The organism is Rhizobium changzhiense (assembly GCF_013087625.1).
Lineage (GTDB): Bacteria > Pseudomonadota > Alphaproteobacteria > Rhizobiales > Rhizobiaceae > Rhizobium > Rhizobium sophorae.
On record NZ_JABFCQ010000001.1, the window covers coordinates 810187 to 834588 of the forward strand.

Here is a 24402-nt window from a genome sequence, read left to right on the forward strand (position 1 = left end):
CTGAATGCTCTGCCGGGTGAGCACGCCCTCTCCTTCCCTCATCCCTGTGCTCGTCACAGGGATCCAGTGCGCCTAAGTCCTTGGGCGCGAGAGAACGGCTTCATTGATGAGAGCTTCACGGCGCAGACGCGCCGTGGCTGGATTCCTGTGACGAGCACAGGAATGAGGGAGGTGCAACCGAATCTCGGAAACAGTCGCTGGAGTAACTTAGCTGCTCTTCTTGGTCTTTGCCGGCTGGGTGTCGAAGCCGATATTGACGCGCACCAGGGCACCGGAGCCGACCGGCATCTTGATGCCGTCCTTACGGAAGATGACCTGCGTGCCCGGCGCACCCGCCGGGATCTCGGTCGGGAATTTGGTGACCTCGGAATAGAGCACGGTCTCGCCATCGACGACGGAGATGCGGATCGGCAGCGTCAGCGGGCCTGGCGTACCGGCCGGGCCGGTGATGAGGCGCAGCTGGGCGACGACGGTCATCGTCAGGTTCGTGTCGTTCAGCGTGCACTGGCGGGTGTAATCGCCGAAGGAGGCCTGGTAGACGATCTGCTGCGGATCGTCCTTCTTGCCCTTGGCATAGGTGCGGAAGATCGCATCCTGGTCACGCATGAAGATCTGCGGGCAGGCGCCCTGCACAACGGGGGCGACCGTGCCCTGCGCTGTCGTGGCGGTGCCGATCGAAGGATTGTTCGAGGAGGGGTTGGCCGGCGCCAGCGGCATGATCTGGGCGGTGCCGTTCGGCTGGGTCGCCGGTGTCGCCGGCTTGCTGTCGCCACCGATGCCGAGCGAGTTGCAACCAGCGAGCAGGGCAAGAAAAGATGCGGAGACGATGAGACGCGAGACCTTGCCGAGCACCATATTCCATCCCTTGTATAAGCGCTTCTTGGAGGCCCCTGTCTTTTCCGCGGGGCCTTTCACGACGGTTTGCGATGGTCTATATCAGCGGCGCAAACAAAAATCGATTGGGTAAGCGCCGTTTTGATGCACTTTTCGACGCCGGATGCGGGCAACTTCAAAAGCATACGAGCAAAGCCCTGCCCGCAGAGCGGCCCCTTTTCGATTTCCGGCCCGATTTCCAGCCAAGACTTCCGGCAGAGCGGGCCATGGCCGCGCCCGGCCGGATTTCCTCCAGCGATAGATCAAGGATGACGAACGTGGACTATATCTCGACCCGCGGCGAGGCCCCTTCCCTCGGCTTTTGCGACGCCCTTTTGACGGGGCTGGCGCGCGACGGCGGGCTCTATGTTCCGCGCAAATGGCCGAGCTTTTCCAAGAAGGAGATCCGAGCGCTTAGGGGCAAGACCTATCAGGAGATCGCCTTCACCATCCTGTCGCCCTTCACCAATGGTGAGATCCCCGACGACACGTTCCGGGCGATGATCGACGAGGCCTACGGCACTTTCCGCCATCCGGCGATCGCGCCGCTCGTCCAGACCGGGCCGAACAGCTTCGTCATGGAGCTCTTCCACGGCACGACACTCGCCTTCAAGGACGTGGCGATGCAACTGCTCGCCCGGCTGATGGACTATGCGCTGGAAAAGCGCGGCGAGCGGGCGACGATCGTCGGCGCCACCTCGGGCGACACCGGCGGGGCGGCGATCGACGCCTTCGCGGGGCGCGAGCGCACCGACATCTTCATCCTCTTCCCGCATGGCAAGGTCTCGCCGGTGCAGCAGCGGCAGATGACGACCTCGTCGTCAGCCAATGTGCATGCGCTTGCCGTCGAGGGCAATTTCGACGATTGCCAGAACCTGGTGAAGGCGATGTTCAACGACGTGGCCTTCCGCGACAGGGTCAGGCTATCAGGCGTCAACTCGATCAACTGGGCGCGCATCATGGCCCAGATCGTCTATTATTTCACGGCGGCGGTGGCGCTCGGCGGACCGGAGCGGAAGATCTCGTTTACGGTGCCGACCGGCAATTTCGGCGATATCTTCGCCGGCTACTGCGCCAAGCGCATGGGCCTGCCGATCGACCGGCTGGTGATCGCCACCAACGAGAACGACATCCTGGCGCGGGCGCTGAAGACCGGCCGCTACGACATGAAGGCGGTCAAGGCGACGAGCTCGCCGTCGATGGACATCCAGATCTCGTCGAACTTCGAACGGCTGCTGTTCGAAGCCTATGACCGCGACGCCTCGAAGGTGCGCGCGGCGATGGAAAGCCTCAAGCAATCCAACGGTTTCGAGATCGGCGAGCAGGCGCTCAAGGCGATCCGCCGCGACTTCCGCGCCGGGCGCGCCAGCGAAAGCCAAGTCGCCGAGACGATCCGCAAGACCCATGCCGAGACCGGCTATCTGCTGGATCCGCATTCGGCGATCGGCGTCTTCGTCGCTGCCAAGAAAGAAAAGCCGAATACGCCGATGGTGACGCTTTCGACCGCGCATCCGGCGAAATTCCCCGTCGCCGTAAAATCCGCCAGCGGTATTGACCCGGCGCTTCCGACGTGGCTTGCTGATCTGATGCAAAGGGAGGAGCGTTTCCAGATCATCAAACCGGAGCTGAAAGCCGTTGAAACCTTTATCGGCAAGCACGCCCGCGGCGAGACGACAGCAGGCGCAGAAAGATAGCCAATGACAGTTGAGTGCACCCGGCTGAAATCCGGGCTGACAGTAGTCACAGAGACCATGCCGCATCTTGAAAGCGTTGCGCTCGGGGTCTGGATCAAATCGGGATCGCGTAACGAGACGGACAACGAGCACGGCATCGCTCACCTGCTCGAACACATGGCCTTCAAGGGCACGGCGCGCCGCACGGCCCGCCAGATTGCCGAGGAAATCGAGGATGTCGGCGGCGAAGTCAATGCCGCCACCTCGACCGAGACGACCTCCTATTATGCCCGCGTGCTCAAGGACTACGTGCCGCTCGCCGTCGACATCCTCGCCGACATCCTGACGGAATCGGCCTTCGAGGAGGAGGAGCTGGAGCGCGAGAAGCAGGTGATCCTGCAGGAGATCAACGCCGCCAACGACACGCCCGACGACGTGGTGTTCGACCGGTTCTCCGAGGTCGCCTATCGCGACCAGACGCTCGGCCGGGCGATCCTCGGCACGCCGGAGACCGTCGTCTCCTTCACGCCGCAGCAGATCCGCGGCTATCTCGGCCGCAACTACACGACCGACCGCATGTTCGTGGTCGCCACCGGCGCCGTCGAGCATGAAGCGTTCCTACGCTTGGTCGAGGACCGTTTCGCCAGCCTGCCGACGGCCCCTTCCGCGCCGCCCGTCATGGACGCGGCGCGTTACATCGGCGGCAGCGTGCGCGAACCGCGCGACCTGATGGATGCGCAGATCCTGCTCGGCTTCGAGGGCAAGCCTTACCACGCCCGCGATTTCTATTGCTCGCAGATCCTCGCCAATATCCTCGGCGGCGGCATGTCGTCCAGGCTGTTCCAGGAGGTGCGCGAATTCCGCGGCCTCTGTTATTCCGTCTATGCCTTCCACTGGGGCTTTTCCGACACCGGCATCTTCGGCATTCATGCCGCAACCGGCGGCGAAAACCTGCCGGAGCTGGTGCCCGTCATCATCGACGAGCTGCACAAATCCGCCGATGCGATCCACCAGAACGAGATCGAGCGCGCCCGCGCCCAGATCCGCGCCCAGCTGTTGATGGGTGCGGAAAGCCCGGCCGCCCGCGCCGGCCAGATCGCCAGGCAGATGATGCTCTACGGCCGGCCGATCTCCAATCCGGAGATGATGGAGCGGCTGGAAGGCATCACCATCGAGCGGCTGACTGACCTCGCCGGCCGGCTGTTCTACGACACGGTGCCGACGCTTTCGGCGATCGGTCCACTGGAACAGCTCGCGCCGATGGAAGACATCACTGCTTCGCTTTCGGTGCCGGCGTCGAAGACGCTGCAGGCAAGCCGCTGAGCCGACGTCCGTCCTGCCGGGAGTGATCGATGCCAAAATCGGTTTTTCGGTTCCTGCAGCGGCAGCCGGAAGCGGTGCAGCTGGAGAACGACAGATATTTCCTGCGCCTGCCGCGCTACCAGGATTTCAACCAGTGGCACCGGCTGCGCGCCGAAAGCCGCAAATTCCTGGAACCCTGGGAGCCGACCTGGCGGCGCGACGAGCTGACGGAGGGCGCCTACCGCGCCCGCGTCGTCCGCGGCAAGCAGGAATATGCCTCGGGCCAGGCGGTGCCGCTGTTCATTTTCCTGAAAGGCGACATGACGCTCGTCGGCGGCGTCACCATCGGTTACATCAGACGGGGTGCGGCACAAAGCTGCATGATCGGCTATTGGATGGGCGAACGTCATGCCGGCCAGGGGCATATGTTCGCCGCCCTTCAATTGGTTATTCCTTACATCTTCGCCGGGCTTGAGTTGCACCGTATCGAAGCAGCCTGTATTCCAGATAACGCGCGCAGCATCCGTCTGCTTGAAAAAGCCGGGTTTCAGCAGGAAGGCTATCTGCGCGGATATTTGAAGATCAACGGTCAGTGGCATGACCATGTGATGTTTTCACGTCTCGCCACCGATACGGATAAAGGCAGGAAAACCGACAGCCGATGACAAGAGACCGCATGCTGCCCAAGTCACCGTCCGGACGAGTGATCGCGGTGATCGCAGCCCTTTTCCTGGCGGCCTTCGCCTTCGCGGCGGGTGCTGCCCGGGCGGCCGAACCGGTAAAAATTTCCCGTGACGATACCGCGCTCGATCTGACGGCAACGACGGAGATCTACGCCAACCAGGGCGAGGCCTTCCAGGTTTCGACGGCGGCCGGCGCCGACGGCATCCGCCGCCGCATCGAGGTCAGGGCAAGTTCGGAGAACCATCAGGGCGACTGGGCGGTGTTTGCACTCGCCAACGTCTCCGAAGAACAGCTCGAACGCGTCATCGTCGCCCCGCATTTCCGTCTGGTCAATTCCAAGCTCTTCTGGCCGGATCTCGGCTCGCAGCGCATCAGCGCGATTACGCCGAGCGAAGGCTTCGCGCTCGACCGGCAGCCGAGCGACGAGGCTGACGTCTTCCGCATCACGCTGAACCCCGGCGCCGTCATCACCTTCGTCGCCGAACTGTCGACGCCGGAACTGCCGCAGATCTATCTCTGGGAACCGAACGCCTACAAGGACACGATCAACGCCTTCACGCTCTATCGCGGCATCGTGCTCGGCATTGCCGGCCTGCTCGCCGTGTTCCTGACCATCCTATTCGTCGTCAAGGGCACCTCGATGCTGCCGGCGACGGCCGCACTCGCCTGGGCGGTGCTCGGCTATATCTGCGTCGATTTCGGTTTTCTCGGCAAGCTGATCAGCGTCGCCTCGGCCGACCAGCGAATATGGCGCGCCTGCGCCGAGGTAGCGCTGGCGTCGAGTTTCGTCATCTTCCTCTTCACCTATCTCAACCTCAACCGCTGGCATGCGCATCTCGGCTACGCGACACTTGCCTGGGTGCTCGGCCTTGCCCTGCTCTTCGGCGTGGCGATCTACGATCCGTCGATCGCCGCCGGCATCGCCAGGCTTTCCTTCGCGCTGACGGCGACGATGGGGCTGCTGCTGATCATCTATCTCGGCTTCAACCGCTACGACCGCGCCATCCTGCTAGTGCCGGCCTGGGCGCTGATCCTGGTCTGGCTGTTCGGGGCGTGGCTGACGGTCACCGGACGGCTCGACAACGACATCATCCAGCCCGCGCTCGGCGGCGGCCTCGTGCTCATCGTGCTGTTGATCGGCTTCACCGTCATGCAGCACGCGTTTGCCGGCGGCGCCTACCAGCAAGGGCTGTTTTCCGATCTCGAGCGGCAATCGCTGGCGCTGACCGGCTCCGGCGACATGGTGTGGGATTGGGACGTGGCGCGCGACCGCGTCGTCACCATTCCCGACGTCTCGATCAAGCTCGGCCTGTCGCCGGGCGCCATGCATGGGGCGGCGCGCAACTGGTTGCCGCGGCTGCATCCCGACGACCGCGACCGCTTCCGCGCCACGCTCGACGTGCTGCTCGAACACCGCCGCGGGCGGCTGAACCACGAGTTCCGCATCCGCGCCGAGGACGGGCATTTCCACTGGCTGCTGATCCGCGCCCGGCCGGTGCTCGGCTCGAACGGCGAGATCATCCGCTGCGTCGGCACGATCGTCGACGTGACCGAACAGAAGAATTCCGTCGAACGGCTGCTGCACGATGCGCTGCACGACAATCTGACCGGCCTGCCGAACCGGCAGGTCTTCCTCGACCGGCTGCAGTCGGTGCTGGCGCTGGCGCCGGGCGGCGATACGCTGCGGCCGACGGTGATGGTGATCGATATCGACCGCTACAAGCTGGTCAATGATTCGCTCGGCGTTGCGGCCGGCGACAACATTCTCATCGCGCTGACGCGGCGTCTGCGCCGGCTGTTGAAGCCGCAGGATACGCTGGCGCGGCTTGCCGGCGACCAGTTCGGCCTCATCCTGGTTTCCGAGCACAATCCGGCCAAGGTCGCCGATTTTGCCGATGCGATCAGCAAGGCGATCATGGTGCCGATCAACTTCGCCAATCGCGAGATCATCCTGACGGCCTCGGTCGGGCTTGCCTCCTGGGTAGACCGGCAGGAGAGCGCCACCGGCCTGCTCAGCGATGCGGAGCTTGCGATGTACCGGGCAAAGCGGGCCGGCGGCAACCGCGTCGAGCCGTTCCAGCCTGCCTTCCGCGATTTCGGCACCGACCGGCTGCAGCTCGAAACGGATCTGCGCCGCGCCATCGAGCGCAAGGAATTGTCGATGGTCTATCAGCCGATCGCAAGGCTTGAAGATGTCGAGGTCGCCGGTTTCGAGGCGCTGATGCGCTGGGAACATCCCAAACGCGGCAATATCCCGCCATCCGAATTCATCCCGATCGCCGAGGCCTCCGATATCATCGGCGCGCTCGGCATGTTCGCGCTGGAACAGGCGACCAACGATCTGATGAGCTGGCAGCACCAAACCGGCGAATTGCCGATCTTCGTCTCGATCAACCTGTCGAGCGTGCAGCTGCTCAACAACGAGCTCTATGACGATGTGCGTTCGGTTCTCGCCAAGACGCATTGCCAGCCCTCGCGCCTCAAGCTCGAACTGACGGAATCCATGGTGATGGAAAATCCGGAACAGGCCAGGCTCGTCTTGCAGAAGCTGAAGGAAGCCGGCATCGGCCTGGCGCTCGACGATTTCGGCACCGGATATTCGTCGCTCGCCTATCTCACCCGCTTCCCCTTCGACACGATCAAGCTCGACAAGGCGCTGGTACGCGACAGCAGCGACAAGAAGGCAACCGTGCTCCGGTCGGTGATCGCGATGGCGCGCGAGCTTGACATGAAGGTGGTGGCGGAGGGGATCGAATCCAACGAGGATGCGATCGAGCTTGCCAAGATGGGCTGCAACTACGGCCAGAGCTACCTTTTCGGTCCGCCGATCCCTTCGGAATCGGTGCTGCGGCTGCTTCGGGACCGGTTTCCGCTGACGAAACGGGCTTGAGCGGAGCGGCCAGTCTCGTCGGTCGTCAGGTGAGTTGAGCGAGGATATCGTCGACGACACTTGGGACAGTACCCGTCGTGTCGATATTGATGCCGATGGGAAGATGTTCCCGGGTGTGATGGTAGCGGAGCACCAGCGCCCGCTCGGCCGGCTCGAAGCCGGGCTCATTTGGCCGCCCATCCAATCGATGGTTCAAGGTCTTAACGTCTATGTCGAGCACGAAAACCTTATCGAAAAGGTCCAGGAATTTGTGGAAATTGCGCGAGCCGCCACAGAAGAAAGTGGCAGGATGGGTGGTGTCGGCAGCAATTGCGCGGACCTTGTCGACACGCCAGATCCAGTGGGCGTATCCCCAAACGATGCGGTCCGCACCTTCGGGTGGTCCTGCGAGTGCCTGGCCCGTCTCGGGGTCGCCAACATAGGCCAACACCCGATCACCATGGACGACATGGTAGCCCCGCCGCTCCAGTTCGGTAGCGACAGACGTTTTCCCAGTGCCGGAACCGCCTTCGATCAGATAGTTCTTGATTCCCATGGGCGCCGCTTATCATGGACTTCGATCTGGTGAAAAGACACTTTACCTGGGAACGCTTCACCAAAGAAATGACGACCCCTCTCACTGCTCACGTACGTTTTCCACGCGGCCAATCCTTGGCCGAAGGGGGTGGATATTGAGGATGCGCTGGAACTAGCGGAGCCATTCCCGCAAGTTCTATGTGCGTCACGCCCGACTCGCCCGAACGCTCAGCCACCGATCATAGGGCTTTCCGACGCACCGACGTATCTCGCTGACGATCCAGCCGGCGTCTGTGAGTGCGGACCGCAGGGCAGACTCGCGCCAGTACGTCTCGACGTAGCGCCGGGGCGCTGCAGCGCTGCCGTGGGTGGAGACATCCTCGCCTTCGCCCTCTCTTACCGAGACGTGCAATCGGCCACCGGTCCGGGTCGCCTCGGCAAGCCGTCCAAGCACCGTGCCGAAATCCTCGCGCGCGACATGAATGAGGCAGGCACAGGCCCAGATCCCGTCATACGGCGTGCCGGGACGCTGCGGGTCGGTCAAGTCATCGGTCAGCGGGTCCAACAGGTCGGCTTCGAAGCCACTTTCGCGAAGCAGTTCGACGAAACCCTTTGCAATGTCGGTGCGCCGGACGCTCATTCCCCGCTTCTCAAGCTCAAGTGCATCTCGCCCGCCACCGCTTCCGATCTCCAGCACCCTGCCCGAGCCGCCCAGCTCGGTCACGAATGCATCGATCTCTGTCGCGACCCATTCGGGCATCGCCGCGGCCTCGGCAGCGTACCCCGCCGCGACCTTATCATAGGACCGCACGGTATCCAGGTCGGTGCTCATCCTAGCGCTCCTCCTTCAGAACAAGAGGCCTGATGAGCAGGAGGCCCATCCGCCCGTTGCGCCCTTCACACTTCGGCAGTTGGTGACATCGCGGGCGATGCTTCCGAACTTTAGCAGAAATGCGGTCAGAGACCACCGACCGAGCCAATGCTGCCGGGCGGCAATGCGCCTCATTCCGGTCGTTCACGAACCCGGAACGACGTCTCCAAAGCTGTCGTCCGTTAATCTGCACCAAAGTCTGTAATGGGGTGTAAGGGCCAGCCCATTGTGGCTTAGGAACGCAAAGGTGGTGTTGACTGGGCGAAACCTCCGAGGCTCTGCCACAAACCGTTGACGGGCAGCTGGCCCAAGGCTGGAGGATGTCGAGGTCGCCGGCTTCGAGGCGCTGATGCGCTGGGAACATCCCAAACGCGGCAACATCCCGCCATCCGAATTCATCCCGATCGCCGAGGCCTCCGATCTCATCGGCGCGCTCGGCATGTTCGCGACCAACGATCTGATGAGCTGGCAGCACCAGACCGGCGAATTGCCGATCTTCGTCTCGATCAACCTGCGGCTGCTATGCGGCCCTAAGCGGAAGCTTCACGACAGGTGAATTTCTTCCCCGTGTATAATGGACGGGTTCGTCGAAAATACAGGCGCTAATATGATCGTATTCGGTGCTCTTTTCGATATTGAACGGCTTCAATTTAAGGCTGGTCTGTCAACAAGCGCGTTTTGCTGTACCCGACCTGCTCAGATCGGGTACACCGTTTCGACGGAACCTTAGACCTGCCGCAAGCCGCCGTCGACGCACAGTTCGGCACCGGCAATGTAGCTCGCGTCGTCGCTCAACAAGAACAAGGCGGCCGCAGCCACTTCTGAAGGCCTCGCCATTCGTCCCATCGGGATCGGAGCGACAAGTGCCGCGCGAGTGTCTTCGGCAACCGTAGCCATCATTTCCGTATCGGTTGGACCGGGCGCAACAACGTTGACGCGTATACCTTTGGGCGCGAGTTCTGCCGTCCAGGTTCGAGCATAGGAACGGACGGCCGCTTTGGTGGCGGCATAGGTGCCGTACGAAGAGTAGCCCGCGTTATCGGCGATGGATCCGACGAGGACGACCGCCCCACCTCCTGTCATCACCGGGAGAGCCGCCTGCAGGCCGAATACCATCCCGCGGACGTTGACGCCGAAGTGGCGGTCGAAGTGGTCTGGCGTTATTTCGGCGATCTGCGCAGGCTCGGAGAGGCCAGCATTTAATACGAGCGCGTCAATACGCCCGCATACTTTTCGCACTTTTTCGACAGCCTCCACCATATCTTCGGGGACACCGGCATCGGCGGCAATGCCGACCGCGTCATTGCCGATACCCTTGGCCGCCTTCTCGGCATCTTCACTTCTACGACTGGTGATAAAGACCTTCGCCCCTTCGGCAGAAAGCCGCTCTGCAATTGCCAAGCCGATGCCCTTGGCGCCGCCGACGACCAGGGCAATCTTGTTACTCATTCGAGCCATCGTAAATCCTTTCAATTGATGGTCTCGCCATGATATACATCATATATCTGGTATCAATTACGCACCTGAAGTAGCCTAGATATGGACGAGTATACTGATCTGGAGGCACTTTCTCATCGCGCGTTTGGCGACATGGCGCAGGTTCGCCCGGTGCTCGACAAGATCGCTGACAAATGGACGATCCTGATACTGACAGTGATCTGTCCCAAACCCTCGCGCTTCAACGAAATCAAGCGGCGTCTCGATGGGATCACGCACAAGGCTCTGGCCGACGCTTTGAAGAGGCTTGAGCGGAACGGCCTTGTGACGAGAACCGTACTCCCAACGCAGCCGATTGGCGTGGAATATGCAATTACTCCACTAGGCCATTCACTGCGGGAGCCGTTTGAAGCACTGTGTTCATGGGCAGCGGCCAACGGCGACAAGGTAGAGGCGGCCACGCTACGCTATGACAACACCGAAAATCGTCGCTGAAAATGTCGCTATGTCCGCTTCTGGCGGATACTGTTGAAAAACACCACTGAGCGTTGGCAAGACTACTCTCCGCCGTGATCGTCGAGGATAGTTTTCCGGGTCTTCCGAGCTACCTGAAACCGATTGCGATAGAGTGTCAGCGGCGCCGCCTACGCGCAATTTCATTTCAGCGAAAACGTGCGAGAAGCTGTCAACTGTCGCGAAAATCCTGACTTTTGCGACACTCCGGTCTTTGAAAGCGTCGAGGATTCTCGCCGCAAGACTCTGTCGCCAAGAGCTGGAGTTTCGCGGCGGATTTTTTGCGACGCCAGTGACCGCTTTGCGCCTCATTTCGGCTATTCGAGCCGACCTGCCGATTTCCTGAAAGCTGCCGGTCTGCTTAGGTTACACAGAGTCCGTGGCTGGTGGGAGGTCGACGGTCAGGTTGGATAACGCGTGGGCCCCACGCCGACAACATTTTGCTCCTTGTCCGTAGTGAAAGTTCCCTTCGATTGATCCAATATTACAAGCACGTTGCCGAAAGGATCACAAACACGAGCACATCGCCCGATCGCGATGTCGAAGGGCGGCTCCACTGCCTTTGCGCCCGCTGCCAAAAGTTCTTGAAATGCCGCGTCTGCGTCATCAACGAGAATATCGGTCTCTGGACCAATACGAAGATGAACCACTAGCTCTGCGTCAGTTTCAGGCAACGCGAAGCCGGCGGCTTCAGCATTCCGCCAAATGAGGGAATGGCCGAGCCGATCCCGATAAAAGGATATGGCTTGCTCAAGATCGCTTACATGCAGTAGATAGTTGTCGAGTTTGCGGAACAATGGTTTTTTGGGGGCCTCGTAAGCCATTGCGGGACCTCGCGCAGTACAGCCGACTCACATCAGACATTACCCAAGATTATGCTTCCATGCGCGTTGTGCAACGGCTCAGCGACTGCTCGACTGATGTCCAGCTTCTGACAAGCTTGTATCGCGGGGACGGCAGCCATGGGCCAATCCCAGCCCTTGGCACAGAGTACCCAAATATCCGCTTTCGTGTTGGACGTCCTAGGAGCCGCCGGTCGGCTCCCGGCTCCGTGGCGGTCGTCTACCCAAGCCGAGCGGATGTCCGTTGTGGTACAATCCGGTCGAAGACGCGCGGCGCTGTAGAGATGCCGCCTTTGCACTGATCTACTTCCCGCCCGTGGAAGGCTTGCTCATTGTCGGCCGCTTGTTGAGGACTTAAAGTCAGCTATCTCAAGCCGGAAAATATCTCGAACGTTGAGGAGCAGGCATGACGAAGCATCGTATCTATTCCATCAGCGTCGCGAGCGTGTATCCCCACTATGTCGCCAAGGCAGAGAAGAAGGGGCGGACGAAGGCAGAGGTTGATGAAATCATCTGTTGGCTGACGGGGCATAGCCAGCAGAGCCTGGACGATCAATTGGCTGAGAAGACCAACTTCGAGGATTTCTTTGCGCAAGCGCCGCAGATGAATCCCTCCCGATCGTTGATCACGGGCGTGATCTGCGGCGTCCGCGTGGAAGAAATCCAAGAAAAGACGATGCGGGAAATCCGCTATCTGGACAAAATGATCGACGAACTCGCGAAGGGGAAAGCGATGGAGAAAATCCTGCGGAAATAGCCGGGAACCCGTGTCGCGGCACTACGGATCACCCACGACACGCGCGCAGAAGCCGGCACCGGTCTCGTCCGGGAATGACGAATGTTCACTGCCGCGGAGCAAGACCATCAAGCAGGAAGTCGAGGCCCTTCCTGAAAGCGCCGTCCCAATCATTATCCAGCAGCAGACGAGAGCGTTCGATCGTTGGGTAGTGCTCGCTGAGCCCTGTCAGGCGCTGCTGCGCGGCCGCCCTGTCGTCGTCCGAGAGATCGAAGTTCGCCCGGGTGATGGTCGCGCCGAGCACAAAGTTCCAGAGCGACCATATCGCGACGTTCAAATCTGCATCAGCCACACCGGCGCCGGACAAGGTCTTGCTCAGCAGTTCCAGGCGACTGAGGATGTTCGGGCCGAGCGCCCGGCGCGGCAGCAGCGATGCCGACCAGGGATGGCGCAGCATGCTGGCGCGCCAGTCTTCGAGCATATGCACGACGTCCCCGCGCCAGTCTCGAGTTTCGACGATATCAGGCGGGCCGCGATATTCGAGCACCGAATCCAGCGCCAGATCGAAGACCTTTTCCTTGTTGTCGACGTGCCAATAGAGGCTCATCGCGCCCGAGCCGAGGCGATCGGCCAGCCGGCGCATCTTCAATCCGTCGACGCCCTCGGCGTCCAGCAGCTCCACCGCGGTCGCCACGATCCGCTCCAGGGAGAGAGGCGGTTCGCTGCGCGGCTCCTGCCCGGACTGAGGTGACGCATTTCTCCGCCCAGACCCTTTGCTCTCAGCGCCGCTGCGTTTGGCTGCCATTCGTCTTCCTTTACTGATCAGAACGTCGATCTAAGCCGACAATGCCGGGAATGTCGATGCTGACCGATTGACTCGTACGCCGTACGATGCAATTTAATAGTACAGCGTACGAGTCTTATCATACGCGATAAAACTTCATCTTGCAGGCCGCGAGGTTCCATCGCTCGCAGCCCTGAGAAGCCGGGAGAAGTCATGTCACGCACAATCAAGCATCTCATTATCGGAGGCATAATCATCATGACCATCAGCGTTCCCACTGCGGCGACAGCCGATGACGATCTCAAGCTGACCATCGTCAATCCGAAAAACCTCTACGACCCCTCGCCGAATGGCTACAGCACGGCGGTGATCGTGCCGCGCCAAGGCCGGCTGGCCTACATCTCCGGACAGGGCGGCCAGGACGGCACGGGGGGCCTGTCGCCCGACTTCGCCGTCCAGGTGAAGCAGGCCTATGCGAATTTGCGCACCGCCCTCGATGCGCTCGGTGCAAGGCCGGATCAGGTCGCCAAGCTGACGGTCTTCGTGGTCGATCACGATATGTCCAAGCTCGAGGTGCTGACCAGGAACGTCAAGGACATGTTCGGCGAAGCACTGCCGGCGCAGACGCTGATTCCCGTTCCCAAGCTTGCCATCGACCCCATGCTCTTCGAGGTCGAAGCCGTCGTCATTCTGTAATAGGGGGCGACGCCGGATCTGCACAATTCCGGATTTTCCCGGTGGCGCGCCAACATCTGCTCGGCGCGCCGCCTTCGCTTTTATCGATGGCCATTGACCAACCGCCTGCGATGTGCGCCACTCATTCCTTGCACAAGGAAAATCCCATGCTCAAGTTTCTGCTCGCCCTCTCGATGGGTGTTTTTTGCGTCTCGCCGCTTCAGGCCGGCGACGTCACACCCGTTACCCAGAGCTGCCAGCCTGGGGCAAAACAGGCGCAATGCGAGCGATGGGTCACCGATATCAAGAAAGCCGTCCAGCTCGCCTATAAAGGCGACCACGGGGCGCAGGTGACCGTTGCCTTCTGCCTGTCCACCGGTTGCCATGGTGCTGTCGCCATCGACAGGGTCGCCTCCTGCAGCTGGCATCTCGTCATCGCCAATTCCGGTTCGACGACAGTACTCGACAGTTCAAACACCAGGAACACCTGCCGGCCGATGACGGCGGCCGAGAAAGACGAAGCCCGCGCGCTGGCAAGCGATCTCGTCCAGAAGATCTACAAGCGGCCCCTGGTTAAGACCGACCAGATGTAATCTGCCCGGCTCACGGCTTGCCGCGCAACGCCTGCGTGAAAATAAATCTCGTTGCTCTCCCGGCTTTCGCCGCTATTCTCCACCCAAAGAAAATCGGGCCAAAAAAAAACGGCCCAAAGAAAGTCGGGAGGACCACTGATGATCCTACACTGCGTATTCCTGCGGCTGAAGACCGCGGTGACGGCCGAAGACAAGCAGTCGCTGTTTGCGGCGATCGTCGCCCTGAAACAGCTCATTCCCGGCATATTGGATATCAAATACGGGCCGAATGTTTCGCCCGAGGGGCTGCATGGCGGTTTCGTCGACGGGTTTGCCGTGACCTTTGAAAGCGCCGAAGCCCGGGATGCCTATCTCATCCATCCCGAGCACGTGACGGTCGGCGAGCGCATCGTCTCGTCGACCGATGGAGGCCTTGCCGGCATCCTCGTCTTCGACCTTAATTTGTGAGAATGCATAAGAATCCGATTTATCGATGTTGCACGACCGCGTGTTACCGTGCACGCATGTCGCCCCTGCCGTCAGCGTGAGCGGCCGTCTTTCATGGACAGCAGTCGGCTTTAAGGAAGTGGCTAGCAAAGGTTTACGACTGGCTGGCTGCCGTCCGCCACTGCTGTTCATCCTGCTTCGACGGGACGAAGAGCCGTCCGGGGTCAATCGCATCTACCGACTGTATCGCGAGGAAGGTCTTTCCGTGCGCAAGCGGAAAGTCAGGCGGCGTGCTGTCGGCACATGTGCGCCGATCCTAGGACCACAAAGTCAAGTGGCACTACATCGCGCCGGGATGGCCAATGCAGAACGGCTATGTCGAGAGCATCAACGGCCGTATGCGCGACGAGCTGCTCAACGAGAGCTTCTTCCTCGGCCTTGAACATGCCCGAAGCGCCATTGCCGAATGGGCGGACGATTACAATAATTTCCGTCCGCACTCATCGCTCGGATACCAGACCCCGGCAGACTATGCCGGGATCATCGCCGCAACCGGCTCCAACGCTGCGCAATATGGAAGCTTCGCGTTTCCGCCGGTTGCTACCACCGCGCCGACTGGCGGCTCAAAACCACCGAGGCTCTAATCGCAGCCGGATGAAAGTTCAGTGGCAGGTCACGCATGATCGAGTTGGGCGGAACTTTGCCATACGCCTCCTTAGGATGCGGCAAGCCATTTCCAAAAAGTTGATTTGACAACCACCCGCGCCGGGGCTGCTTTAGTAATTCATAATATTCATCCTAACAATTGGCTAGGGAGGAAACAATGGAAGCCGTCAATCGTAGAACCATGCTCGCACTCGGTCTTACAACGGCCGCAACGCCACTGATCGCCTGGGCGACGCCAGCAGCCGCCCAGACTTACGGCCCCGATGAGGGCGAGGAGATCGGACCCGGTGTCAGAGTTGTCGCGCTCGGTGAGCGGGCTTCGGTCATACCAGCTTACAAAATGGTGAAACTGCGGGATGTTGTTATCCAAGCTGGGGCGAAGACGCCGGACAACATGATGAAGAACGACATGCTCTGCCATATGACTGAGGGAGAACTTTCGGTCGTTCAGAACGAAAAAAAGTTCACGGTCAAGAAGGGCGATGTTTGGACCTGCGCTAACGCCGATACGACAGAAGGCACCCAGAACACGAGCAATTCGGTCGCGATCATGCGGGTCATCGATTTGATGACCGCATAAGGAGGCGAGGCGCGGAAGTGGCGATTTATATGCAGGAATGTCCACTTTTGGCAGAAAACCACCTATCCGGACTTTCGAAGCGTTTCTGTAGAGGGGCAGCTTCGGGCCTCAAGGTGGCCGCAGGTTCAGCCTGCGGCCACTCTTAATCATCAGCTCGATTTCGCCATGGCGGTGGCGAGCTGGTCGACATTGTACTTGAACATCTTTTCATAGGTCGGCGCCGGCCCCTTGGCGTCGGAGAGCGATTCGACATAGAGCTCGCCGCCGGGCTCGGCCCCGGTTGCCTTGGCGACCTGTTTGACGAGCCGCGGATCGTTGGAATTTTCGAAGAAATAGGCCTTCACGCGCTCGCTCTTGATCTGTTCGATCAGCTTGGCGACGTCGGCGGCCGACGCTTCGCTTTCCGTGGACAGACCGAGCGGGGCGAGGAAGTTGACATTATATTCACGGCCGAAATAGCCGAAGGCATCATGGCTGGTCAGCACCTTGCGGCGATCGTCGGCCACCTTGTCGAACTTCGCATGGGCATAGGCGTTCAGTTCGTCCAGCGTCCTGGTGTATTTCTCGGCATTGGCCTTGAAGGCGGCGGCGTCCGTGGGATCGGCCGATGACAGCGCCTTTTCGATATTGGCGACCCAGACCTTGACGTTAACGGGGCTGTTCCAGACATGCGGATCGGTGATTTTTTCGCCGTCCTCTTCCATGGTGCGGGTGCTGATGCCTTCGGAGACGGTAACCGGCTTGCCCTTATAGCCCGAGGCGGTGATCAGCCGGTCCATCCAGCCTTCCAGCCCCTCGCCGCTGACGAAGGTGACTTGAGCGGCGTTCAAATTCTTCGCGTCTGCCGGCGACGGCTCGAATTCATGGGGGTCGCCGTTCGGCCCGACGAGGCTCGTCACCTTGACGTGCTCGCCGCCGACCTGCTTGACGACATCGGCAAGCACGGTGAAGGACGCCACAACCTTCAGCGTTTCGGCGGAGGCGGGCATGGCGGAGAACGCCATCAGAGCGGGGATTGCTGCGGAGAGAAGCAGTCTGTGCGGGTTCATCGAAGTCTCCTTGGGATCAGCCCTTCAAATGCGGGCGGGGGAAGAAGCGCCGGGCCAGGCCGGAGGGCGCGAAAAGAATAGAAAAGCCGTAGAGCAACGCCGCCGTCATGATGATCGTCGGGCCGGAGGCGAGTTCGAGATGGTAGGAGGCGATCAGGCCGAGATAACCGGAGGCGGCGGCACTGGCGGCCGCAATCGCCATCATCATGGCCAGGCTGCGCGACCAGAGCTGGGCGATGGCGGCCGGCAGCATCATCAGGCCGACCGCCATCAGCGTGCCGAGCGCCTGGAAGCTGGCGACGAGGTTCAGCACCACGAGCAGCAGGAAGAGGACGTGATAGACCGGCCCGCGCCCGCCGACGGCGCGCAGAAAACCCGGATCGAAACATTCGGCCACCAACGGCCGGTAGATGAAGGCGAGGATGACGAGGGTCAGCGAGGTGATCGCGCCGATCAGATAAAGCGCCGGCGCATCGATCGCCAGGATGGTGCCGAAGAGCACATGCAGGAGATCGATATTCGAGCCGCGCAGCGAGACGATCAGCACGCCAAGCGCCAGCGAGGCGAGATAGAAGCTGGCAAAGCTCGCATCCTCCTGCAGCACGGTCATCCGGCTGACGGCGCCTGATAGTAGCGCCACCGACAGACCGGCGATCAGGCCGCCGAGCCCCATCGCCGTCAGTGACAGGGAGCCGGCGACGAGGTAACCGATCGCAGCCCCCGGCAGCACGGCATGGCTCATCGCGTCACCCATCAGGCTCATGCGCCGCAGCATCAGGAAAACGCCGATCGGGCCGGAGCCGAGCGCAAGGCAAAGGCAGGCGACGAGCGCGCGGCGCATGAAACCGTAATCGGCAAAGGGCGCCAGGAAGAGATCGTAAGCCGTCATGCCGCCGGCGCCTCTTCGGGTGCGCAGGCATTCGCATCCTCATCCCAGCGCTCGGCCATGGCCCGGGCCTTCAGGAGATTGACGGAGGACATGACCTCTGCGGTCGCACCCCAGCCGACCAGTTCGCGGGCAAGCAGCAGGGTTTGCGGGAAATGGGCGCGGACGAGCTCGAAGTCGTGGAGCACGGCGATCACCGTGCGACCCTCGCCGTGCCAGCGGGTGACGATATCGACGAGGTCCCTGGTCGTGCGGGCATCGATTGCCGTAAACGGCTCGTCGAGCAGGATGATGCCGGCATCCTGCAGCAGCAGCCGGGCAAAGAGCACACGCTGGAACTGGCCGGCCGAGAGCGAGCCGACATGGCGCCGGCCGAAGCCTTCGAGGCCGACGGCCGAGAGCGCCTCGCCTGCCCTTTTCACCTCGCCGGGCGCGATGCGGCCGAAGGCTCCCGTCTTTTTCCAGGCGCCGAGCATGACGGTATCGAGGACCGAGATCGGAAAGCGCCGGTCGATCTCGGCCGCCTGCGGGAGGTAACCGAACTCCGCCCGCCCCAGCCGATGCTCGACCCTGCCCTCGGCCGGGCGAAGCTCCCCCATGATCGCCTTCAGCAACGTCGACTTGCCCGCCCCATTCGGCCCGGCAATCGCCGTCAGGCTGCCTGCGGCGAAGGCGCCGGAGACATGATGCACGGCGGGATGCCTGTTATAGGCGACGGTCAAATTCTCCAGACGGATCAGCGGCGTCATGGCAAGAGAACCGCCCAGTGGATTGCCAGCCAGAGCACGGCAATGACCAGCGTCATGCAGATCACCCTGAATAATGCCGACTGTCCCAGCAGGCTGACGGAGGGGCGGTCGGGTCTCGGGGGCATGGCGCATCCTACAATGTAATAACATTACAGTTATGTTATAACGATTGCGGCGAGATTGAGGCGGGGAGCTCGGCCGTTGCTCATACAATTGAAAAGGGCGACCGAAATGGCCGCCCTTCATGTGTCGGGGTGTCTGTTATAGTGTTTTGCGAGACGAGTGGCTCGACCCGGGCAAGGTTAGGCTGAGGGGGCAGATCTCGTTCGAAACTCAGAGCTGTTCCAGCATCGCGGCAGCGCCCGAGACGGTGGCCTGGCCGGGGCTTTCCTCGACGTTGAGGGCTTTTACGACGCCGTCTTCCACCAGCATCGAATAACGCTTGGAGCGGAGGCCGAGGCCGCCGGCGGAGAGGTCGGCGTCGAGACCGACGGCCTTGGTGAAACCGGCATCCCAATCGGCGAGGAAGTGGATCTTGCCCATGCCGCCTGATGATTGCGCCCAGGCGCCCATCACGTGCCAGTCGTTGACGGCGACGACGGCGATGTCGTCGACGCCCTTGCCAAGGATGGTGTCGCGGTTTTCGAGATAACCCGGCAGGTGGTTCAGCGAGCAGGTCGGCGTAAACGCGCCCGGCACGGCAAAGAGCACGACGCGCTTGCCGGCAAAGAGCTGATCGGTGGTGATTTCGACCGGGCCGTCAGCCGTCTTTTCCTTGAAAGTGGCGGCAGGAAGCTTGTCGCCGATCGCGATGGTCATGGTCTTCTCCTTGGTTCCGGCTTGGGGGTTTCCGGCTTTGGGGGTTCTGCCTGGCGGCGGGCGCCGCAGGGGATCGGAGGCGACTATAGGAGCCCATCATTGAAAGGCAAGTGTGGTCTCCATCGCCCTTTCGCCGTCGATGACCAGCACGCTCCAGTGCTTGCCTGATATGTCGTAATCCTTTGGCAGCTTGCTGATTGCTATATCGACCTTGAAGGTGGCGCCGTCGCGTTTGCCGCCGATCTGCTTGGTGAAGGCATAGCCGCTCGGGCCGGTGACGATGATATCGGGCGCGGCCTTCCCCTCACCCGGCAAGACGAGATCAAGCGACAGCGTCTTCCTGTCAGGCGACATCGCATGCGCCGTCACGTCGAAATCCTGCGATGGCGGCTTCGGCAGCCTCGCATCGGCGGCCTGAAGGATCGCTTCCTCCTGCGGGTGCGACTGGATGGCGGGGCCAAGCTTCAGCTGCAAATTCGCCTGGAAGGGAATGCAGATATCCTTGCAGATGCCGATGAAAGCGGCGGCATCGATCGTAACCGGGCCTTTGCCGGCCGCCGTCAGCGACAGCGGCAGCGTCACCGGCGCGTCATAGGCGATATCCTCGATCGCGCCGTTGAAGAAATGCTTCGGAACGGGATAGGCGATGGCATCGAGCGTGACGCCGCTTTCCGCCGCGATGGTGATCTGGGGCGGAATGCCGCTGTTGCCGGGCTCTTTCCAATAGGTGATCCAGCCGGGCTTCGGCTCGATCTGAAGGGCGGCGCGGATTTTGCCGCCGGCATCGGGTGCGAGCGCCACGAGGCGCATGCGGCCGCCTTCGTTTTCCGCCCAGGCGCTCATTTCCGCATTGGCGGAATAAAACGGCACAAGGGCTGCGACAGCTGACACAATCGCGATTAAAAGCCTACCCGGGACTGAGGAAATAATCATCATGGAACAAAGGTTTACCGAATGTGGTGTTTGGCCGCCAGAAGTCGCGGCGATTTAAATCTTCATTTTCAGTTGATTGATGTGGGACATTGGCCCATGTTTCTTTTGTCGAGGCCTTGGTGCGGTCTAGCAGCAGGAGGAACGATGTCCTTATTGACGCTGAAGAACAGACGGGAACGTGGCTTCTTCGATGGCCAGTTCCTCATCGCCATGCCGGGCATGGAAGACCGCAATTTTGCGCGCACGGTAATCTATATCTGCGCGCATTCGGATGCCGGCGCCATGGGCTTCGTCATCAACCGGCCGCAGAGCCTCACCTTCACCGATGTGCTGCTGCATCTCGACATGATCAAGCAGGAAGATTCGATCGTGCTGCCGAAACGGGCGCGCGACTTCCCGATCCAGACCGGCGGCCCGGTGGAAAGCGGCCGCGGCTTCGTGCTGCATTCGGACGATTATTCCAGCGACTCCTCGATTCCCGTCAGCGACGACATCTGCCTGACGGCGACGCTCGATATCGTGCGCGCCATCTCCAAGGGCGATGGGCCGACGCGGGCGACCATGCTGCTCGGCTATTCCTCCTGGTCGGCCGGCCAGCTCGAAAGCGAGGTCGTCAATAATGGTTGGCTCACCTGCCCGGCCAATGAGGAGTTGATCTTCGACCGCAGCCTCGACGACAAATACGAGCGGGCGCTCGCCGGCATGGGCGTGACCGCTGCCATGCTTTCGGCCGAAGCCGGCCATGCCTGAGAGGCTGGACGGCAGCGGGAACGAATAGCCAAGAGTGACGTTTCATTTCGGCAAGCATGGACAAAAGGCCCATGCCGACCAAGGAGACATCACAAGATGGGTAGCACCAGCGACAAGATTTCCGGCAAGACAAACGAAATTGCCGGCAAGACCAAGCAGGCCGTTGGCAAGGCGACTGACGATCGCGACATGCAGGCCAAGGGCGCCGTCCAGGAAGCCAAGGGCAAGGGACAGGTCGCAACCGGCAAGGTCAAGGACAAGCTCAAGGGCGCCGTCGACCGGCTCTGAGCAATCAGCGCATCCTTTTAAGAACCATGCCTGCTGCGCCCCTCGCGCGGCAGGCATTTTCAATCCCCCACCCTCATGCTTTGCAGAGATAGACAAGATGAAGCTTTTTGCCTGCGACAATTGCGATCAGGTCGTCCACTTCGACAACCGGCGATGCGTGCGCTGCAACCATCGCCTCGGCTTCCTGCCCGGCGATCTCGCCATGCATGCGCTGGAGCCGCGCGACGAGGAGCTCTGGCAGCTCGTTTCCAATCCCGATCGCGACGTCCGCTTCTGTGCCAATGCCAGCCTCGATATCTGCAACTGGCTGGTGGACCATGATGGCGAGAGCGAATTCTGCGTTGCCTGCCGCCATAACCGGCTGGTTCCGAACACCGACACCCAGGACGGCATCGATCGCTGGCGGCGCATCAGCCAGGCGCAGCGTCATCTGTTTTATTCGCTGCTGCGCTGGAAGCTGCCGCATCCGGATCGGGCGCAAGATCCGCAGGGCGGCCTGGTCTTCGATTTCCTCGAGGATTCGATAGAGAGCAACGGTTATATCGTGCCGGCCATGACCGGCCACGAGGAAGGCCTGATCACCATCCGCGCCGCGGAGGCCGACGATGCGACGCGCGAACAGGCACGCAGCTCGATGAACGAACCCTATCGCACGCTGCTCGGCCATTTCCGCCACGAGGCCGGCCATTTCATCTGGAACAAGCTGGTGCGCGATCGAGACGGCCTTGCCGATTTCCGCGCCGTCTTCGGCGACGAACGGCAGGATTATATGGCAGCCCTCCAGACCCATTATGCCGGCGGGGCGCCCTTGGGATGGCCAGACAATTTCATCAGTGCCTATGCGGCGTCGCACCCCTGGGAGGATTTCGCCGAATGCTTCGCGCATTACCTCCATATCGTCGATACGCTCGAAACCGCACGCGCCTTCGGCATCGCCATCGATCCACGCGGCCATGAGGAAATTGCCGGCGAGGTGGATTTCATCCCTTACAGGGCAAGAAGCGCCGAACAGCTGGTCAGCGCCTGGGTGCCGCTCAGCCTGGCGATCAACGCCATCCAGCGCAGCATGGGCCAGCCGGACTCCTATCCCTTCGTGCTGTCCTCACCCGTCGTGGCAAAGCTCGAATATCTGCACCGGCTGATCCAGGGTGCGGGGGCGGCGCAGTAGCAGGCGGCTATTTGAGGAGGTTCGGGCGCGCTGCTTGCTCCCCCTTCTCCCCAGCGGGGAGAAGGTGGCCCGAAGGGTCGGATGAGGGGGCCGCATGGCACACCCTTCATTGCCCTTCGCTTGCGCTCAGCGCATTCGCGGCTTTGCCGCTCACCCCCTCAACCGCCTGCCGGCACCTTCTCCCCGCTGGGGAGAAGAGACGTGTGGCAGCGCCATATTCCTCTCTCGTCCGTCAGGAGCTCGAGGGAACAGCCGCTTCCTAAAACGAAACCACCTTGCCCTTCTTGAAGGGCTCCATGCCCCGGCGGGCGAGTTCGTCGGCGCGTTCGTTTTCCGGGTGGCCGGCATGGCCCTTCACCCAGTGCAGCGTCACCTTGTGGCGGTCGCGAGCCGCCTCCAGCGCCTGCCAGAGTTCGGCATTCTTCACCGGCTTCTTGTCGGCGGTTTTCCAGCCGTTTTTCTTCCAGCCGAAAATCCACTTGGAAATGCCGTCCTTGACATAGGCGCTGTCGGTATAGAGATCGACCTCGCAAGGGCTCTTCAGCGCCTGCAGCGCCGAGATTGCCGCCAGCAGCTCCATGCGATTATTGGTCGTATCCGCCTCGCCGCCGCAAAGCTCCTTTTCGACATCGCCATAACGCAACACCGCGCCCCAGCCGCCGGGGCCGGGATTGCCGGAGCATGCGCCGTCGGTGAAGATATCGACGTGTTTCATAGGCTCAATCCATATTCGGCGGGCGTTTTGATCTGGCGGTGGAAGCGCAACTTGCGGAGATATTCGAGCGGGTCCTTCTTGGTGACCATGGCACCTTCCGGCGTCGTCAGCCAGTCATAGAGCCGGGTCAGGAAGAAGCGCAGCGCCGAGCCACGCGACAGCACCGGCAGGGCTGAGATTTCCGCATCGCTCAACGGCCGGACGCTCTGGTAACCCGCAAGCATCGCCGTGCCCTTGGTGATGTTATAGGCGCCATCCTTCTCGAAGCACCAGGCATTCAGGCAGATCGAGACGTCATAGGCGAGCAGGTCGTTGCAGGCGAAATAGAAATCGATCAGGCCGGAGAGCTCGTCGCCGAGGAAGAAGACGTTGTCGGGAAAGAGGTCGGCATGGATGACGCCGGCCGGCAGGCCACTCGGCCAGGCGGCGGAGAGGAAATCGAGTTCGTTGCGGATCTCGGTCTGCAGTCCGGGCTCGACCTCGCCGGCGCGCGCCTCGGATTTTTCCCACAGCCCCCGCCAGCCGTCGATCGACAGCGCATTCGCTCGCTTCAACTCAAAACCATCGCCGGCCACATGCATTTCGGCCAGCGCCCTGCCGACCTCGCGGCAGTGCTTGGCCTCCGGCTTTCTCAGCCACATGCCTTCGAGGAAGGAGATCAGCGCCGCCGGACGGCCGGACAGCGAGCCGAGCAGCGAACCATCGCGGCGCGGCAGCGGCAGCGGGCAGGACAGGCCGCGGGCGGAGAGATGCTGCATCAGGCCGAGGAAGAAAGGCAGGTCGCTCTTTTCCACCCGCTTCTCATAGAGCGTCAGGATCAGCGGATCCTTGGAGGTGTGAAGCAGGAAGTTGGAGTTTTCGACGCCTTCGGCAATGCCCTTATAGGAGAGCAGCGTGCCCGCGTCATATTCCGTCAGGAACCATTTCAGATCGTCTTCGGCGATATCGGTATAGACTGCCAAGTGAGGTCTCGCCCTTCATGCC

General features: G+C 61.4%; 27 protein-coding genes and 2 pseudogenes. 15 read left to right on the forward strand and 14 right to left on the reverse strand.

The window, feature by feature from the left end:
- Positions 1–207: 207 nt before the first annotated feature.
- Positions 208–855 carry a hypothetical protein gene (locus G9X68_RS04135; RefSeq protein WP_171601382.1) on the reverse strand — a complete coding sequence of 216 codons (648 nt, stop codon included), beginning with the start codon at positions 853–855 and terminating at the stop codon, positions 208–210.
- A 287-nt stretch (positions 856–1142) separates the two neighbouring features.
- On the opposite strand from G9X68_RS04135, the gene thrC reads away from it, so the two are divergent.
- Genes thrC through G9X68_RS04155 form a run of 4 tightly spaced genes read left to right on the forward strand, consistent with a single transcriptional unit; the run spans position 1143 to position 7422 of the window.
- Positions 1143–2567: a threonine synthase gene (gene thrC / locus G9X68_RS04140; protein ID WP_171601383.1), complete on the forward strand. Its 1425-nt coding sequence runs from the start codon at positions 1143–1145 to the stop codon at positions 2565–2567.
- Between the two features lie 3 nt (positions 2568–2570).
- Complete coding sequence (locus G9X68_RS04145) at positions 2571–3869, forward strand: M16 family metallopeptidase (RefSeq protein WP_027666710.1); 1299 nt, start codon at positions 2571–2573, stop codon at positions 3867–3869.
- A 29-nt stretch (positions 3870–3898) separates the two neighbouring features.
- Entirely contained in the window at positions 3899–4513 is a 615-nt protein-coding gene (locus tag G9X68_RS04150; RefSeq protein ID WP_171601384.1) for a GNAT family N-acetyltransferase, read from the forward strand.
- On the forward strand, positions 4510–7422 hold the full coding sequence (locus G9X68_RS04155; protein WP_171601385.1) for a sensor domain-containing phosphodiesterase: 2913 nt from the start codon (positions 4510–4512) through the stop codon (positions 7420–7422). The genes G9X68_RS04150 and G9X68_RS04155 overlap by 4 nt, the downstream gene beginning before the upstream one ends.
- Before the next feature lie 25 nt (positions 7423–7447).
- Here G9X68_RS04155 and G9X68_RS04160 read toward each other — a convergent pair whose 3' ends face one another.
- The gene (locus G9X68_RS04160; RefSeq protein WP_171601386.1) at positions 7448–7957 is read right to left on the reverse strand and encodes a nucleoside kinase; all 510 of its coding nucleotides are present in this window, start codon (positions 7955–7957) and stop codon (positions 7448–7450) included.
- A 186-nt stretch (positions 7958–8143) separates the two neighbouring features.
- A complete protein-coding gene (locus G9X68_RS04165; protein ID WP_171601387.1) occupies positions 8144–8770 on the reverse strand; it encodes a class I SAM-dependent methyltransferase in 627 nt (208 codons plus the stop codon).
- Between the two features lie 349 nt (positions 8771–9119).
- Between G9X68_RS04165 and G9X68_RS04170 the strand changes: the two are divergent.
- Positions 9120–9359: pseudogene (locus G9X68_RS04170) on the forward strand (EAL domain-containing protein); the annotation flags it as partial.
- A 176-nt stretch (positions 9360–9535) separates the two neighbouring features.
- Here the strand turns inward: G9X68_RS04170 and G9X68_RS04175 are convergent.
- Complete coding sequence (locus G9X68_RS04175; protein WP_171602150.1) at positions 9536–10267, reverse strand: SDR family NAD(P)-dependent oxidoreductase; 732 nt, start codon at positions 10265–10267, stop codon at positions 9536–9538.
- 81 nt (positions 10268–10348) lie between these two features.
- Here G9X68_RS04175 and G9X68_RS04180 point away from each other — a divergent pair, with 81 nt between their 5' ends.
- On the forward strand, positions 10349–10741 hold the full coding sequence (locus G9X68_RS04180; RefSeq protein ID WP_025393490.1) for a winged helix-turn-helix transcriptional regulator: 393 nt from the start codon (positions 10349–10351) through the stop codon (positions 10739–10741).
- Between the two features lie 419 nt (positions 10742–11160).
- On the opposite strand, the gene G9X68_RS04185 is transcribed toward G9X68_RS04180, so the two are convergent.
- Positions 11161–11583: a VOC family protein gene (locus G9X68_RS04185; protein ID WP_171601389.1), complete on the reverse strand. Its 423-nt coding sequence runs from the start codon at positions 11581–11583 to the stop codon at positions 11161–11163.
- A gap of 424 nt (positions 11584–12007) precedes the next feature.
- Here G9X68_RS04185 and G9X68_RS04190 point away from each other — a divergent pair, with 424 nt between their 5' ends.
- Positions 12008–12358 carry a DUF2200 domain-containing protein gene (locus G9X68_RS04190; RefSeq protein ID WP_171601390.1) on the forward strand — a complete coding sequence of 117 codons (351 nt, stop codon included), beginning with the start codon at positions 12008–12010 and terminating at the stop codon, positions 12356–12358.
- A gap of 85 nt (positions 12359–12443) precedes the next feature.
- On the opposite strand, the gene G9X68_RS04195 is transcribed toward G9X68_RS04190, so the two are convergent.
- Complete coding sequence (locus tag G9X68_RS04195; RefSeq protein ID WP_171601391.1) at positions 12444–13142, reverse strand: TetR/AcrR family transcriptional regulator; 699 nt, start codon at positions 13140–13142, stop codon at positions 12444–12446.
- Between the two features lie 192 nt (positions 13143–13334).
- Between G9X68_RS04195 and G9X68_RS04200 the strand changes: the two genes are divergently transcribed.
- From G9X68_RS04200 to G9X68_RS04220, 5 genes and pseudogenes are all read left to right on the forward strand, one after another.
- Entirely contained in the window at positions 13335–13817 is a 483-nt protein-coding gene (locus tag G9X68_RS04200) for a RidA family protein (RefSeq protein ID WP_171601392.1), read from the forward strand.
- A gap of 146 nt (positions 13818–13963) precedes the next feature.
- On the forward strand, positions 13964–14389 hold the full coding sequence (locus G9X68_RS04205; protein ID WP_240602117.1) for a hypothetical protein: 426 nt from the start codon (positions 13964–13966) through the stop codon (positions 14387–14389).
- Positions 14390–14527: 138 nt separating this feature from the next.
- Positions 14528–14836: a Dabb family protein gene (locus G9X68_RS04210; RefSeq protein WP_017959279.1), complete on the forward strand. Its 309-nt coding sequence runs from the start codon at positions 14528–14530 to the stop codon at positions 14834–14836.
- A gap of 308 nt (positions 14837–15144) precedes the next feature.
- Positions 15145–15473 (forward strand): annotated as a pseudogene (locus tag G9X68_RS04215) (integrase core domain-containing protein); the annotation flags it as partial.
- Between the two features lie 165 nt (positions 15474–15638).
- Complete coding sequence (locus tag G9X68_RS04220) at positions 15639–16061, forward strand: hypothetical protein (protein WP_171601393.1); 423 nt, start codon at positions 15639–15641, stop codon at positions 16059–16061.
- 149 nt (positions 16062–16210) lie between these two features.
- Here G9X68_RS04220 and G9X68_RS04225 read toward each other — a convergent pair whose 3' ends face one another.
- From G9X68_RS04225 to G9X68_RS04245, 6 genes are all read right to left on the reverse strand, one after another.
- Positions 16211–17110 carry a metal ABC transporter substrate-binding protein gene (locus G9X68_RS04225; RefSeq protein WP_171601394.1) on the reverse strand — a complete coding sequence of 300 codons (900 nt, stop codon included), beginning with the start codon at positions 17108–17110 and terminating at the stop codon, positions 16211–16213.
- Between the two features lie 16 nt (positions 17111–17126).
- Positions 17127–17999: a metal ABC transporter permease gene (locus tag G9X68_RS04230; protein WP_171601395.1), complete on the reverse strand. Its 873-nt coding sequence runs from the start codon at positions 17997–17999 to the stop codon at positions 17127–17129.
- Positions 17996–18745: a metal ABC transporter ATP-binding protein gene (locus G9X68_RS04235; protein WP_171601396.1), complete on the reverse strand. Its 750-nt coding sequence runs from the start codon at positions 18743–18745 to the stop codon at positions 17996–17998. The genes G9X68_RS04230 and G9X68_RS04235 overlap by 4 nt, the downstream gene beginning before the upstream one ends.
- On the reverse strand, positions 18742–18870 hold the full coding sequence (locus G9X68_RS32160; RefSeq protein ID WP_265171565.1) for a hypothetical protein: 129 nt from the start codon (positions 18868–18870) through the stop codon (positions 18742–18744). Before G9X68_RS32160 ends, G9X68_RS04235 begins: the two co-directional genes overlap by 4 nt.
- A gap of 208 nt (positions 18871–19078) precedes the next feature.
- Positions 19079–19564: a peroxiredoxin gene (locus G9X68_RS04240; protein WP_011650769.1), complete on the reverse strand. Its 486-nt coding sequence runs from the start codon at positions 19562–19564 to the stop codon at positions 19079–19081.
- A 96-nt stretch (positions 19565–19660) separates the two neighbouring features.
- Positions 19661–20500: a protein-disulfide reductase DsbD domain-containing protein gene (locus G9X68_RS04245; protein ID WP_171601397.1), complete on the reverse strand. Its 840-nt coding sequence runs from the start codon at positions 20498–20500 to the stop codon at positions 19661–19663.
- A gap of 141 nt (positions 20501–20641) precedes the next feature.
- On the opposite strand from G9X68_RS04245, the gene G9X68_RS04250 reads away from it, so the two are divergent.
- The 3 genes from G9X68_RS04250 to G9X68_RS04260 all read left to right on the forward strand — a co-directional run bounded on the left by G9X68_RS04250 (position 20642) and on the right by G9X68_RS04260 (position 22703).
- Entirely contained in the window at positions 20642–21247 is a 606-nt protein-coding gene (locus G9X68_RS04250; RefSeq protein WP_017959273.1) for a YqgE/AlgH family protein, read from the forward strand.
- A gap of 96 nt (positions 21248–21343) precedes the next feature.
- Positions 21344–21535 carry a CsbD family protein gene (locus G9X68_RS04255; protein WP_171601398.1) on the forward strand — a complete coding sequence of 64 codons (192 nt, stop codon included), beginning with the start codon at positions 21344–21346 and terminating at the stop codon, positions 21533–21535.
- A 97-nt stretch (positions 21536–21632) separates the two neighbouring features.
- Positions 21633–22703, forward strand: a complete 1071-nt coding sequence (locus tag G9X68_RS04260; RefSeq protein ID WP_171601399.1) for a zinc-binding metallopeptidase family protein — start codon at positions 21633–21635, stop codon at positions 22701–22703.
- 259 nt (positions 22704–22962) lie between these two features.
- Here the strand turns inward: G9X68_RS04260 and rnhA are convergent, their stop codons facing one another.
- Positions 22963–23418: a ribonuclease HI gene (gene rnhA / locus G9X68_RS04265; protein ID WP_168310980.1), complete on the reverse strand. Its 456-nt coding sequence runs from the start codon at positions 23416–23418 to the stop codon at positions 22963–22965.
- Positions 23415–24380: a homoserine kinase gene (locus G9X68_RS04270; RefSeq protein WP_171601400.1), complete on the reverse strand. Its 966-nt coding sequence runs from the start codon at positions 24378–24380 to the stop codon at positions 23415–23417. The genes rnhA and G9X68_RS04270 overlap by 4 nt, the downstream gene beginning before the upstream one ends.
- Positions 24381–24402: the final 22 nt, after the last annotated feature.